Origin of the sequence: Janthinobacterium silvisoli (assembly GCF_014200725.1) — a bacterium.
Classification (GTDB): domain Bacteria; phylum Pseudomonadota; class Gammaproteobacteria; order Burkholderiales; family Burkholderiaceae_D; genus Janthinobacterium.
On sequence record NZ_JACHCL010000001.1, the window covers coordinates 1,791,339 to 1,805,399 of the forward strand.

Consider the following 14,061-nt stretch of genomic DNA (forward strand, 5'->3'; position numbering starts at 1 on the left):
TCTGTCGTTACAGAAATGTAAGACGTCACGGAACCCGCGTCAAGCACGATTCGTCAATCACTTGCGGGAGGCTGGCCCATGGCACGCAAAAAGGCTTGCTGCGAAACGTGCAATTGCCGGTAAGTGAGATTGCGGTAGGCCAGGCCATGCTGTGGTGCCAGTTCGGCGATGATGTGCGCCAGTGCCCGATAGTGGCGGTGGCTCCAGGTCGGGAACAAATGATGGGTCAGGTGCAGATTGAGCCCACCCAGCCAGTAGCCGAGATGACGCAAGGCGCACGGCTGCGGCGTCCAGTCGCAGGCCGTGTAAAACGTGTGCTGGCACCAGTCGTGCGGCAGGCTGCTATCTGCCTGCGGCTGGAAAAAGTCTACCTCGGCCCAGTGCGTACCCAGTATCAGCGCCACCAGCACGCAGGACGCCATCATTTGCCCAAGCAGATACGCGCCCAGCACCACGCCCCAGCCGACATGATCATGCAGCAGCCATAGCGGCAAGGCCAGCACCAGCGTCACGTGGCCCAGCTTCCAGCAAAAAAAAGACAGCCAGCCAGGCCAGCCCTGCAGCCGGCTGTTCGCGGCCACCGGCGTCTTGCCGAAACGGTCCAGCCAGTCGCCATACCAGTTCAGGTAGGGCAGCGACAGCGCCGCCACCACGGGCCAGTACAGGTGCTGATAACGGTACTGCGGCGACCAGCGCTGGAAAGGCGTCTGGCGCAAAAAAGGATTCGGTTTCGTGTCGAGGTCATGGCCATCCACGTTGGCATACGGGTGGTGAAAATGCACGTGGCGGATGGTCCAGAAATCCGTGTCCACGCCAACCGGCAAGGCCACCAGCCGTATCAGCAGCCGGTTCAGCGGCCCATGGCGGAACACGGCACCGTGGGCCGCATCGTGCAAGGTATTCATGGCCAGCGCCATCGCCGCAACCAGGCAGCCGGCATAGCAAGCCACGAAAGCCCATGCGCTGCTGGTACGCAGCGCCAGCATATACAGCAGCGCCGTCAGCACGGCCAGGAAGATGGCCTTGGCATATACACGCCAGTCACCAAAACGATGTGTATGTTTGGCGGCCAGGTAGGCCTCGGCCCGTGCACGCAACTCGCGCCGGAATGCGGAATCGCGCGCCGGGCGGAAGCGCAGCAGTTGGGTCATGTCCGCGTACCGGCAGCGGCGGGCCACCACAATCGGCGCGTGCCATCGAGGCCATGCACCAGCAGCGCCGCCAGGAAGACCATGCCCCAGGCATCGCGCGCGCCATACCAGCCGAAAAACAGCAGCGGCATGGTCAGCGCGATGCCCACCCAGGCGATGGCGCCCCAGCGGCGCGCATCGGACAAGCCGCCCAGCGCCAGGGTGCCGCCAAAGATCAGCGCAAACAATATCGCTTGCTGCGCTCCAGCCAGCGCCGCTTCATGGTTGACGTAATAAATCACCAGGCCGAACAGGATCACGCCGCCGATGCCGATATACAGTTCCGGCACATGGAAAAGACCACGCGACTGCCAGTGTGGGAAGCGGACCCGCAGCCACTTGAACAGCTTGCCATTGCTGGCCAACAGCGGGTTATGCGTGGGCGCCATGCCCTTGACGCCATAACGCATTTCCACACCCTCGAGTTCGGGCTGGAAGCTGCCGAATACCTTATCCCACAGCAGCAGGGTGCCGCCGAAATTGCGGTTGATGTAGCGCTTGTCGGTACCGTGGTGCACGCGGTGGTGCAAAGGCGTGACCAGAAAACGGTCAAGGATACCGGACTTGTTGACCAGCGCATTGTGGTTATAGAACTGCACCGAATAATGCAGCGACGAGACGACGAGGAATACTTCCAGAGGTACGCCCAGCACGGCCAGGATGGCGATAAAGGGGAAATTCGTCAGCGAGGAATACCAGGAATTGCGCACGCCCAGCGACAGGTTGAAATGCTCGCCCTGGTGGTGCACCACATGCACGGCCCACAGCAGCGGAAACTTGTGGTGCAGCCGGTGCATCCAGTAAAAACACAAGTCCCACGCAAAAAAGGCAAAGACCCACTGCGCTGCCACCGGCCACTGGTCGATGATGTGCAAATTCGCGTAATGCAGCAGCAGCCCGAAGGCGGCCACTTCCACACCGCGAAACACCCACATCAGGATATGCCCGGAATTGAGGTTGAAGATCACATCGCGCCACGGCACCGGGGTTTTGCGCAGCCATTTCAGGATCAGCAGTTCGGCCAGCACGAAGGCCAGCATGATGAGGAAAGACAGGGCGAATGGATTCATGATGCGGCTTTCATGGAAAGAGCGCGGCGTTCAGACAGGGATAGCTGCAGGTTCGCCAGCATGCCGCCCGCCAGCCCTACGGCCAGGCCGGCGGCCAGGTCGATGCCGAGATGGCGGCGTAGCGCGATGATGGCATAGCAGATGGCCACGCCCAGCAGCGCCGCCAGCGTGGAACGAAGCAGACGCAGTCTGTCGTACAGAGCCCATACGCACAGCAGGGTCAGGGCGCCGTGCAGCGAAGGCAAACAGTTTTGCGTGGAGTCTGCAGCCTGCAGCCAGCGCAAGGCTTGCGTGCTCCAGCCACTGCCATTGCCCACGGGCGGATAAGCCAGGGTGGTGGGGTACAGTAAAAACACCAGGCCGCAGATCAGAGCGGAAATCATCATGGCGCGCGCCAGCCAGCGCACGCGCACCGTATCGGCCACCAGATAGGCGTAGGGGATCAGGATAAAGAAAGACAGATACAGCCAGATGGCCGCATCGTTGTAGGGAATCGCGCGGTCCAGCGCCGTTTCAGGCAAGAGCGCGCCCTGCCCCTGCAGTACGTCGCTGGAAAAATACACGAGACCCACGCTGCCCCAGCCGGCCAGCAGGTGCAGCAGGCGTGAACGTAGCTTCATGGCGCGGCATGGCGCGTGATGCGGCGCCGTTTTTTGGTGGGGTCAAAGCCAGGCAAAGTGTTCGATAGCGTCCATGCCAGCGCATCGACGGCCACGCCCAGCCCGCGCAGCACGGCGACCAGATGCTCGCGCAGCGCCGCCAGTTCCACCTCATTTAGGGCCGCATGCAGCAACAGGGCCACGTCGCCGTGCTGCACCAGCCGGTAATCGGCGTCGGGCGGCAAGGCTTGCGCCAGCGCGCGCGTGAGCACGTCGGCAAATACGGCCACCGTATCGCCATCACGCGCAGATGGCAGCACCAGCATATCGTCGCAGCGCCCTTCGATACCGTCGATCGCGCGCGTGGCCCGGCCGCAGGCGCACGGCGAGGCACGGGCGACCAGGATATCGTCCAGGCGGTAGCGCACGATGGGCTGCGTGATGCGCGTAAAGTCGGTAATCACGGGCACGAAGCGGCGCTGTTCAGCATCGAGCCACTGCGGCTCGACGTGCACATACTCTTCGTTCAAATGCAGCACGCCATGCTCGCAGGTACTGGCCAAAAAACCCTCGGTGGCCTGGTAAATCTCATGCACGGCGCCAAACGCCTGCACGATCAAGGCACGGTCTTGCGGCTCCAGCACTTCGGCGACCGAGATGACTTTTTTCGGCGCCAAGGCCAGCCTGCCGGCGACCACGTCCAGGGCCAGCTGGCGCAGCACTTGCGCCGGCGCGACGATCACGGAAGGCTGATAGACCACCAGTTCGGCGCACAGCACATCGAATGGCTGAAACAAGTCGAAAAAGGAAAAGGTCAGCCATGGAGAACGCACGGCCGTGTACAGATTGCTGTTCGCGCGCAGGAACAGGGCAACCTTTTCGCCGGAAAACAAGCCGTCCGGCAGGGCCTTGGCCAGCATCACGCCGGCCCATTGCGCCTTTTCGCGGGGGCTGACGGCAAACACGGCGCGCCGTGCCGATGTGCCCGACGACAGGCCTACCGTGATATCGCCCACAGCCGGTGTAAAGTCGCGGCTGCGCTCGGCCGCCATGGCCGCTTCCATCGCGGGGACCAAACGCACGCCGGCCGTATTCATGGCGTCAAAATGTTCGAGCATCAGCGCCTTGTCCATGTTCGGCCACTGCGCCAGCGGCAGCGCCCGGTATGGCGCAAAGTAGCGGCTGCGCGCACATAGCGTGTCCGTAAAACGGGCCAGTTGCCGGCGTTGATGGGCTTCCAGCTGCACACGGTTCGTAAAACGCAGCCGGCGCGTGCGCCAGTAAGACTGCAATAGCCAGATGATGCGCATCATGGCCGGCCCGCCACGGCCACGTAATCGGGCGTATCTTCATGCGTGATGCGGATCTGCGCATTGCCCGACTGGTGCAACTGGTGCAAACGCTGCAAGGTATCGTAATACGGCGCGCGCTGGTGCTGGACGATAAAGGATAGTTCCGACGGTCCGCGCAATTGCTGAAAGCTTTCCGGCACCCAGGCGGCGTCGGACGCCAGCAAGGTCCAGCCACTATCTTGCAGCACGAAGGCGCCGAGATGGCCAACGGCATGGCCGGGCAATGCGACGATATAGATTTCACCGGTGCCGCTGACATCACGCCCTGTCGTAAAAGGATGGAGGGCGGCCGGCAAGGCTGTCTCGGGCACGCCTTCGACAAAGCCCAGGCGGTCGGCGATGTCATTCGGCAGCAGCTCGGGCACGAAAGCCTGACGCACGGCGGCAAAACCGGACAGGCTGCGCACGGCGTCCCATCCCGCTTGGGAGCACATCAAACGGGCGGCAGGAAAATCGCGCAGGCCGGCGATATGGTCGGCATGGAAGTGCGACAGCAGCAAGGTGTGGATATCCTTGGGCGATACACCATGCGCGCGCAGTTGCCCTTGCAACGATTCGTGCGCCTCAAACGAGATCGGCGTCACCCAGGCGTACAGCCGGTACACGCCCTTGGCCGTGGCAGCGCGGAAGTGTTCGGCATAGCCGGTGTCCCACAGGTAAAGGCCGGCACGTGTTTCGATCAGATAGGCGCGCGAGGGGAAACAGCGGCTGGCCAGCCCGCTGCCTTTCAAGACCATGCACGATGGATGGGTGCAGTGGCCGACGCGAAAGGTAGTGATGCTAGCCATTGCGCTCCCTGATCAGCTTGACGGCCGCCGCTTCCTGGCGCATCCACTGCGCCGTGCGGGCGATACCTTCCTGCAGGCTGACGATGGGCTGGTAGCCCAGCACCTTGCGCGCCTTGGCGTTATCGAGCGTCATGTCGAAACTGAGCGCGCCGATACTGTAGGACGTGAGTGCAGGTTCACGACGCGTAAAGCGTGCAGCGAATTGCATCAGGCGCGCGGCCAGCGCAAGCAGGCGGTAAGGTACTTTGATGATCTCGAACGGCTGCTGCAAATGGTCGCAAAACAGGCTGCGCAAGATATCGCACAGGCGCGCCGGTTCGCCATTGGTGATATTGAAGGCAGCGCCAGACTGCAGGTTTTTATGCGTCGTCGCCAGCCACATCGCATGCACCACATTGTCGACATAAGTGATGTCGAGCGTGACGGCGCCGCCATGGGGCAGCGGCAGTTTGCCGCCGCGCTGGCCCAGCACGCGAGCCAGGCGCGGGATCAGCACCTGGTCATGCGGGCCGAAGATGGCGCGCGGGCGCAGGATCACGCAGCGCATGGCCGGATGGCGCTCGGCCGCATCCTGCACCAGCTTTTCGGCCATCGCCTTGCTGCGCGCATAGGCGTTGACAAAGGTATCGGGACGGAAGGTTTCCGGCACTTCGTAGCGGTTGCGGTAATCGAAATACATGGCGGGCGTGGAGATGTGCACGAAGCGTTCCACGTGCAAGCTGCCGGCCGCGCGCAGCAGCTGGCCCGTGGCCGTGACGTTAGCGGCGATGAAGTCGCGCTCCAGCCCCCAAGGGGACGACAGGGCCGCGCAATGCCAGACCGTATCCATGCCGCGTACCAGCTGGTCGACCTGCTGCGGCGTGGCCAGGGCCAGGTCCAATGGCATGAACTGCGCGCCCAGGCGCTCCAGCTCCAGGCCCACGGCCAGGTTGCGGCCCGTGGCGCGCACCTCCACGCCCTGCGCCAACAAGGTCTGCACGGCATTGCGCCCCAAGCCGCCCGTCGCTCCCGTGACCAGTATCCGCCTCATCGCGCCTTCCTCATAGGTCGACCACCATGCCGCCTATGGTCAGGCCGGCGGCCGTCCCCATCATCAGCAAGCGCTGGCCGGCCACGGCCCGCCCCGTCATCACCGCCTCATGCAGCGCGGTAGGAATCGAGGCGGCAACCTGGTTGCCATGGTGTTCAAATATCTTGATGATTTTAGCATCGGGAACATCGAGGATGCGCGCCGCATGCGCCAATCCCAGCGGGCTGGCCTGGTGCGGCACCACCACATCGATGCGTTCCAGGCCGGCGCCCGATTCGACCATCAATTGTTCCAGGAAACCGGGCATGACTTTCACGGCCAGGCGAAACACCGCCTTGCCATCCATGCGGAACAGATAGTCGGCCGGTTCTACGCCATTGCGCGGATTGCGCTCGGTACCGCCGCCGCGAATTTCACAGTAGCGCCGCCCTTCGGGATAGGTGCCCATCTTGTAGGCGCGGATGCCGGCGGCGCCATCGCCGCGCTCGACGATGACGGCGGCGGCGCCATCGCCAAAGATCATCGACGCTTCCGGCTCGCTCCAGTCGACCCCGCGTGAAGCGAGATCAGAAGCAACGATGGCGATGCGCCGGTAGCCGCCATCGGCCAGCAAGGACGCGGCCACGCGGAAAGCGGCCATGAAGCTGAGGCAGCTGGCGTTGATATCGAAGGTCGGTGTGCCGGGCGGCAAGCCTGCATGCTGGGCGATAAAACAGGCCGTGTTCGGCAAGGCTTGTTCGGGCACGCCGCAGGCGCCGATCAGCAAGTCGATATCGGCCAGTTTGAGACCGGCATTGGTCAAGGCATCGCGCAGGGCAGCCGCGCCCAGCTGGCTTTGCGATTCATCGGGCGCGGCCACGAAACGCGACAGCACGCGGCTCTTGCGCAAGGTATAGCCGGGTGGATGGCCGAGTTTCCGGTCCAGGCTATCGGAGCTGACACTGTGGGACGGCACGGCCTTGCCCGTCGCTATCAAGCGAACTGGAATCATTGTTGGCCTTATTTAAAGTGGGTGCGCTAAAGTTTGTTAATCAAGCGCCATGGGCGGCAATTTGTCGCCACAGTTCTTGCAAAACCTGGCGTCGTCGTCGAGCCCTTCTTTCAGGCAGGCGGGGCAGGCCCGCGTGGTGACGAGCTTGACGCTGCGCTGCATCGTCATTTCGGAGCTGATAATGCCGGTTGGCACTGCCAGGATGCCCCAGCCGAGCAGCATCATCAGCGATGAGATGGCGCGCCCGATGTCGGTCTTCGGCGCGATATCGCCGAAACCCACGGTAGTCATGGTACTGATGGCCCAGTATATGGCGGTCGGAATACTGGTAAAACCATTATCTGGCCCTTCCACGACATACATCACAGTTCCCAACAAAAACACCACCATCATCACGAACGATAAAAAGATCAAAATCTTGCGCTTGCTTGCTAGCAAGGCGCGGCCCAGCACCGTGTATTCATGCACGTACGACGTCAGCTTGAGGATACGGAACATGCGCAGCAGGCGCAAAATGCGCACGTCGATCAGCACATGGGCGCCCGGCAACAGCAAGCCGATATAGGTGGGGATGATCGCCAGCAAGTCGATGACACCGAAAAAACTCTTGGCGTAGCGCACGGGATGCTTCAGACACAGCAAACGGGCGATGTATTCGATGGTAAATAAAATGGTGAAAAACCATTCCAGCGCCATCAGCAAGGTGTTGTAGCGGGCCGCTACGGAAGCGATGCTGCTCAGCACGACCACCGTCACGCTCATCAGGATGGCGGCGATCAGCACCAGGTCGAAAGCACGGCCCGTGCGGGTTTCCGCCTCAAAGATGACGATATACAGTTTTTCGCGCCAGCCCCGTTCAGGCTTGCCGTAGCGCTGCTTTGCTTCTTGCGCGGCAAGTTGCTGCGGTGTCAAGGTCGCATGGGTGGACTCTGGCTTCATGGGGATCGTTCTTTCATACATCGAATATTGTATAGATCATTTAGAAACGATGGCCACACGCGCGCACATGCTCTACAGCAACTTTTTCGCCAGCAACACCGCATTGCGCCGCTCCCTTTCCGTTTGCACCACCTCGGCGGCCCGCGCTTCCGGTAACCCCACGGTCTGCAGCACGGTGGCCGTCAGTTGCAGCGCCGATTCCAGCGCTTCGGGCACGACCAGGGTGGCGCCAGCCAACACCAGGGCCACCGCGTTGGCTTCATCGCGGGCGCGCGCATACACGGGCAAGTGCGGATAATCGCGGCGTATCGATTTCACAGCGTGCAGCACGGAGGCAGGATGGTCCATGGTCAGCACCACGGCGGCAGCCCGGTCAGCGTTGACTTTTTGCAACAACTCAGCGCGCGATGCATCGCCGAAATACACGGGGAAACCGCGCGGATGCATGGTCGTGACCAGCTTGGCGTCATTTTCGATGGCCACATAAGCGATATCCTGTTCCGTCAGCACTTTGGCCAGCAATTGCCCTACCCGGCCGAAACCGGCGATGATGACCTGGCTGCCCTGCGGTGGCAGCGCGTCGTCAGCCAGATCGGCCAGCTGATGGCGGTGGCGCTGTTCCCACCAGTTGCCGAAACCGCGCGCGGCGCGCGACAAGGCAGGCGTGGCAAACAGGCTCAGGCCCACCACCAGCATGACAAACTGCGCCACCTGCGGCGCGATCAACTTCGTGCCCAGCGCATAGGCGACCACGATAAAGGCAAACTCGCCGCCCTGCCCCAGCAGCACGCCCGTTTCCACCGCGCGGCCCCAGTGAAAACCACCGAGGCGGAAAATCACGCTGATCACCAGGGTTTTGATGGCAAACAGGCTCAGTACGGCCAGCGGGATCAGAATTGGCGACTTGATGATTTCGCGCACATCGATCTGCATGCCCACCGACATGAAAAACAGGCCCATCAGCAAGCCCTTGAAGGGCTCGATCGTCACTTCCACTTCGTGGCGAAATTCCGTTTCCGCCAGCAATAAGCCCGCCAGCAAGGCGCCCAGCGCCATCGACAGGCCTGCCAGATAGGTCAGACCGGCAATGCCCAGGGTGCTGAGCAAGGTCAGGGCCATGAAGACGTCGGGCTGGTGTTTCTTGACGAAAAACTGGAACAAGGGCCGTATCACGCGCCGGCCCAGCAAATAAATCAGCAGGATGGCGCCAGCCGATTTCACGACGGCAAAGCTGAGCAGATAGACCAGGTCTTCGCTGTGGCCGCTGGCAAACACGTCGATCAGGATAAACAGCGGCACCACCATCAAATCCTGGAACATCAGGATGGAAAAGCCCGCCTGGCCAGCGGGGGTTTGCAGGGAACGCCGGTCGGCCAGCAACTGCATCACCACCGCCGTGGACGATAGCGACAGCACCAGACCGAGCACGATGGACGCTTCCAGTGGCAAGCCCAGGTAATAGACTGCTGCACCGATCAGGCCGGCACTGGCGGCAACTTGCCCCACGCCGGCGCCAAACACCCAGCGGCGCAGCGCCCACAGGCGTTCGGTGGATAATTCCAGGCCGATCATGAACATCAGAAACATCACACCCAGCTCGGCCAGGCCGCTGACCTGCTCGGCGCGCACGAACGAAAAATACCTGAGCCAGCCAAAGTCGCCCGCCCACAGGCCGAAACCGAATGGCCCGAACAGGGCGCCGACCGCCAGGAAACCCAGTACCTGATTGACCTTCAGGCGTTGCAATAGGGGGATAAATATCCCGGCCAGGGCGAGAAACAGCAAGGTTTCTCGCAGATACGGTAAGGCGTGCTGCTCTTCCAAAATAATCCTGCGTAAAAGTGTGATCGTTGGCGTAAGACTGCTATTCGCGCAAATTCAGCATATCGGCGCGCGGGTGACCCCAACCCGGTACATAAGCTGGGCAAGGACGGGAGCGGAATTGTTCCAGCTCGACGGTGGTGAAGTTGGTTTGCATGTCCGGATTGAAGCGCACATCGGTCAGCCCCTTATCCAGCTTGGGCATGCGGCCAAAGCGCAGCCAGGCATCGGCGTAGCAATTATGCGATTGCAACTGGCGCAAGCTGGCCAGGCTACCCGTCGCTTGCGCAGACAAGCCTATGCCGGGCGCCAGTTGCTCTCCCTGCCCCGTTTCCGCCAAGCCTGCCGGACAGGCATTCGGCGCCAGCGCCGTCGGCAGCACACTCATGGTGCCACGCCGCAAGGTGTAGACATCGGTCTTGCTGTCGAGCGCAACATAGATCCAGCACAGCGGGTGGCTGGGAAACGCCGTCATCGCCACGTCCCACACGCGTGTGCCCGGATCGAGCCGCTGCACTGCCGCTTCCACCCGGGCACGGCCCACGGCAGACGCCACGCCCTGCACGCCGATAAAAGTTGCCCCCAGGGCAAACGCCAGCAGCAAGACGCCCTTGCCGCGCTCGCCGGCGCGCCCTTGCAGCACGGTCAGCAAGACGCCCAGCGCCAGCAGCACGACGCAAGCGACCGGGGTCAGATAGTTTTTATAAGTAAAGAAACACAGGACCGCGGCCAGCGCCGCCAGCAGCACGGTTTTCATGATGCCGGAGCGCAAGGTAGCGATCACGGGTACGCCCAGCAAGACCCAGAACATGGGTTCGACGATGAACACCATGTCACCATATAGCCAGCGGCTGTTGAACGGATAAAACGGGTGCACACCGTAGGAATTGAGGAAATCCATGCCCATATGCAAGCCAAAGCCCAGCACCATGCACAGGGCCAGCCCCAGGCGGGCCGGGCTGCTGTCTTTCAGCAGCCGGCGCGCGGTCGGCCACAGCAGCCACAGCATGGCCAGCAAGAGCAGCGCCTGCGGCACGGCCAGCAGCAAGGTATGCGTGTGGCCCCGGTGGTGCAGCAGATAACCGAACGGTGATGGCAATAGCCTGGTCAGTATCAAATCCAGGTCGGGCGCGTTGCTGGCGAACCAGGCAGTAAACAGAAACAGCGCACGACGGGTGCGCTGGGCGGGTTCCTGGGATTCAGGTGGCAGGCTGCGGTGCAGTAATTCACCGGCTGCCAGGCCGATGACCGAATGCGTAATATTATCCATTCGGAAATTCTACAGGGTTTCCTGTTGCCAGGACTACAGCGCCTCCAGTTGCGGTCCCCGCATCCCCACCAGCAAGGCGCGCCCATCAGGCATCACGCGGAACTCGCCATAACGGGCCTTTTCCCAGCGTGCCGCATCGCCTTCCTTGAAAAACCAGGCATCGCTAACCAATACCCAGCTACCATCTTTCGGCGTCAGTTCCATCAGGAATTCACCGGGCAGCAGCGGCTTGCCGTCGTACAGGCGATGTATCTCGGCCACGCCCCGCGCGTCACGCATGGCCACCACATGGGGGCGGCCGCCAGCCCCGTGCACGCTGGCCTCGACAGAGAGCATGCCCAATTGCAGGAAGTTGAGGCGCATAAAATCACCCTGCATCAGGGAGCGCGGATCAACGGGCGCCAGTTCCACAAACACCGGCTCGCCCTTGGCAATCAATTGCTGTTTTTGCCAGATGCCGCCATTGACCACCAGCAACACCAGCAGCAAGCCTGCCACTAAGCCAAATTGGGAGAGTCGGCCATGCTGCAGCTTGCCTGCTACCCCGCGTTCGGCCAGATGCAACAAGGTGCCCCGCGTGGTGAGCCACGCCAGGGCGCACAGCACGGCGCCAGCCACGGCCAGCAGCGCGGCCTTGCTGGCCAAGGTCCAGGCCAGCTGGTAATAAAAGCTTCCGATGACCCAGGCAGCCGCCACTGCCGCAGCGGTCGCGACGCGGGTGCGTCCGCTTGCCAGGCAGAACGCGAGGATCAGCAGTACAGGGCCGAGCGCCGGCATACACCAGGCCAGCGCGATCAGCACCAGCGCCACGCCGATGGCGGGCAGTTGGCGCAGCGATGGCCAATGCCGGAATAGCCATCCGGCGGCCGCCAGCGCCAGCAGCACCGATAGGCCAGGCAAGACCAGCGAGTACCAGCCGCCGCCGAAATACCCGGACAGTTCACGCGTGGCCTCACCAGTCAGGCCATGGCCCAGGACGGCGCCCAGCATAAAGGTCATGCCCGACCAGCTGATCAGGCCCAGCAAGACCGCCAGTACCCAGCCGGTCGAGATAGATTCGATGCAGGCGGCCACGCGCGCGCCACGGCCATCGTTGAAGACCTTTTCTTGCAGCCAGTGCGCACCCAGCCAGATGGCCAGGGCCAGCATCCAGGCAATGAACAAGGTGGCCGGATCGCCGCCACCAAACCAGTCGCGCCCCCCTGCGCCTGTTGCCAGGGCGAGCGTGCCACAGGCAAGCAGGCCCAGCAGCACGCGCAGCCAGTCACGCGGCAATGCAGCAGCGACCAGCAGGCACAAGGCACTGAGCAGCCAATACGGGAACGGGCCGGGCAAGTCGCGAAACAGCGCATAGCCCAGCAAGCCGCCACCCACCAGCAAACAGGGCACGGCCAGTTGTTCGACAAACAGGGGAATGTCGCGCGCGCGTATCACCGATACGGCACCCACCAGCACGATGATCGCCACGATATAGGCGGCCGGCCCCTCACGCATCAGGCTTTCCAGCCCGAAACCGAGCGCCAATATCAGGGGGATGGCGGCCAGCCAGGCGCCGAAGGCCGTCATCAGCACCAGCGGCCACGGCCGTACATCTTGCGGGGGGCGCACCGTACCGGCCGGCAGCAGACCAGTGTGCGTGGCGTCGGCAATCAGGGTATCGAGGGCATCCGTTTGGCGATGATTCATGCCGCCTCCCGGCGCGTGCGCCACAAAATAGCTTGTACGGTAATCGCCAGCAAGATGGCCGCAAGCAAGCCCAGCATGGCCAGGTTGCCGATACCACCACTTCCGCTCAGCAGTGCGCGCGCCAGGCCGCCTACCAGCAGGGTATTGAGACCGAGCGCGACGGCGCTCAAGCCGAACACATCAAATAGCTGCTGTGTCGTCAGCAAGGCACAGGCGACAGCCAGCAAGCCCAGACCTGCCCAGTATGGTGACCCAAGGTCATTGCTGAAAAGGGCGCTGATGGCCGTACCCGTGATCAATATGGTGGCCAGCACCAGCCCCAGCCGCAAGGCCCAGGGCCCAGCGCCCGTCCAGCGGACCAGCAACGGCGACATGGCGGCGCAGGCCAGCAGCACGACCAGCCAGCCGGTGACGAAAATACCGAGGTCAGCCGAATCGATGCGCCAGCGGTGGCCCGCCTGCGCCTGCATCCACAGGGCGGCGGCCGTGGCCAGCACCAGCATCCATGGCGTCCACAACACGTCGCTGCGCGCCACCAGGCATAGCGGCAAGGCCAGCACCGCCCAGACGGCAAACAATTGCCACGGGTCGGCGCCCGTCTGGTAAGTCTGGCCGAAATACGCAAACAGGCCGCCGATGGCCAGCAAGGCGACCAGCAGCAGCGGTATGCGTGCCTTCGGCGCGAAGAATGCACCTAGACTGGCGGCAAGAAACACCGCTTGCAGCAAGGCAAAGCGGCCCATGCGGCCCAGCTCTTCCCAATTGGCGGCCACCCAGAAGATCAATCCCAGGCCCAGCAAGGCGGCGCCCAGCACGGCCACGCCGCGCGGCAGCCAATAACTGAGCCGTGACGGTTCGCGCTGGAAACCGGCCAGTTCCTGCAATTGTCCGGTTTTCTGCGCGTCGAGTCCATTGCTTGAGGCGAGTTGATACACGGCGAGGCGTAAATCCATCGTCTGCTTTCTTTCTCAGGAAATAAGGAGTGCGGAAGAGTATCAGCGCTCGACCGTTACGCCGCGCCAGAAGGCGAGGTGGCCAGCAATTTGCTTGGCGGCATCTTTAGGCTGTGGGTAATACCAGGCCGCATTGGCATTGGTCTGGCCATCGACGACCAGGTCGTAATAGCTGGCGGTGCCCTTCCATGGACAGACTGTCGTATGGCTGCTGGGGCGCAAGTACGCCTGCTTTACCGCCGAAATGGGGAAATACACATTGTTTTCAACGATCTCGACCTGATCGTCGGTGGCTTGCGCGATGACGGCGCCGTTCCAGCTTGCTGTTGGCATAAGACTATCCTCCTTTGGCGAGTGTAGCGCAAAAGGAGG

At 62.5% G+C, this 14,061-nt stretch carries 13 protein-coding genes; all 13 read right to left on the reverse strand.

Annotated elements, in window-relative coordinates; translation table 11 throughout:
- Positions 1 to 53: 53 nt before the first annotated feature.
- Positions 54 to 1,151 carry a fatty acid desaturase family protein gene (locus tag HDE75_RS08060; RefSeq protein WP_183675291.1) on the reverse strand — a complete coding sequence of 366 codons (1,098 nt, stop codon included), beginning with the start codon at positions 1,149 to 1,151 and terminating at the stop codon, positions 54 to 56.
- On the reverse strand, positions 1,148 to 2,260 hold the full coding sequence (locus tag HDE75_RS08065) for a sterol desaturase family protein (RefSeq protein ID WP_183675289.1): 1,113 nt from the start codon (positions 2,258 to 2,260) through the stop codon (positions 1,148 to 1,150). Before HDE75_RS08065 ends, HDE75_RS08060 begins: the two co-directional genes overlap by 4 nt.
- Positions 2,257 to 2,880, reverse strand: coding sequence for a phosphatase PAP2 family protein (locus HDE75_RS08070; RefSeq protein ID WP_183675287.1), 624 nt, complete (start codon positions 2,878 to 2,880; stop codon positions 2,257 to 2,259). The genes HDE75_RS08065 and HDE75_RS08070 overlap by 4 nt, the downstream gene beginning before the upstream one ends.
- Complete coding sequence (locus HDE75_RS08075; protein WP_183675286.1) at positions 2,877 to 4,172, reverse strand: F390 synthetase-related protein; 1,296 nt, start codon at positions 4,170 to 4,172, stop codon at positions 2,877 to 2,879. The genes HDE75_RS08070 and HDE75_RS08075 overlap by 4 nt, the downstream gene beginning before the upstream one ends.
- On the reverse strand, positions 4,169 to 4,999 hold the full coding sequence (locus tag HDE75_RS08080; RefSeq protein WP_183675284.1) for an MBL fold metallo-hydrolase: 831 nt from the start codon (positions 4,997 to 4,999) through the stop codon (positions 4,169 to 4,171). Before HDE75_RS08080 ends, HDE75_RS08075 begins: the two co-directional genes overlap by 4 nt.
- Positions 4,992 to 6,029 carry an NAD-dependent epimerase/dehydratase family protein gene (locus tag HDE75_RS08085; protein ID WP_183675282.1) on the reverse strand — a complete coding sequence of 346 codons (1,038 nt, stop codon included), beginning with the start codon at positions 6,027 to 6,029 and terminating at the stop codon, positions 4,992 to 4,994. Before HDE75_RS08085 ends, HDE75_RS08080 begins: the two co-directional genes overlap by 8 nt.
- Before the next feature lie 10 nt (positions 6,030 to 6,039).
- A complete protein-coding gene (locus tag HDE75_RS08090; RefSeq protein ID WP_183675280.1) occupies positions 6,040 to 7,020 on the reverse strand; it encodes a 3-oxoacyl-[acyl-carrier-protein] synthase III C-terminal domain-containing protein in 981 nt (326 codons plus the stop codon).
- A gap of 36 nt (positions 7,021 to 7,056) precedes the next feature.
- Positions 7,057 to 7,959 (reverse strand): ion transporter, encoded by a 903-nt coding sequence (locus tag HDE75_RS08095; protein WP_183675278.1) that lies wholly within the window; start codon positions 7,957 to 7,959, stop codon positions 7,057 to 7,059.
- Positions 7,960 to 8,031: 72 nt separating this feature from the next.
- The gene (locus HDE75_RS08100; RefSeq protein ID WP_183675276.1) at positions 8,032 to 9,783 is read right to left on the reverse strand and encodes a cation:proton antiporter domain-containing protein; all 1,752 of its coding nucleotides are present in this window, start codon (positions 9,781 to 9,783) and stop codon (positions 8,032 to 8,034) included.
- Between the two features lie 40 nt (positions 9,784 to 9,823).
- Positions 9,824 to 11,050 (reverse strand): metal-dependent hydrolase, encoded by a 1,227-nt coding sequence (locus tag HDE75_RS08105; protein ID WP_183675274.1) that lies wholly within the window; start codon positions 11,048 to 11,050, stop codon positions 9,824 to 9,826.
- Between the two features lie 33 nt (positions 11,051 to 11,083).
- The gene (locus HDE75_RS08110; protein WP_183675272.1) at positions 11,084 to 12,736 is read right to left on the reverse strand and encodes a GDYXXLXY domain-containing protein; all 1,653 of its coding nucleotides are present in this window, start codon (positions 12,734 to 12,736) and stop codon (positions 11,084 to 11,086) included.
- Entirely contained in the window at positions 12,733 to 13,689 is a 957-nt protein-coding gene (locus tag HDE75_RS08115; protein WP_183675270.1) for a DUF2157 domain-containing protein, read from the reverse strand. Before HDE75_RS08115 ends, HDE75_RS08110 begins: the two co-directional genes overlap by 4 nt.
- 42 nt (positions 13,690 to 13,731) lie before the next feature.
- Positions 13,732 to 14,022, reverse strand: a complete 291-nt coding sequence (locus HDE75_RS08120; protein WP_183675268.1) for a DUF427 domain-containing protein — start codon at positions 14,020 to 14,022, stop codon at positions 13,732 to 13,734.
- Positions 14,023 to 14,061: the final 39 nt, after the last annotated feature.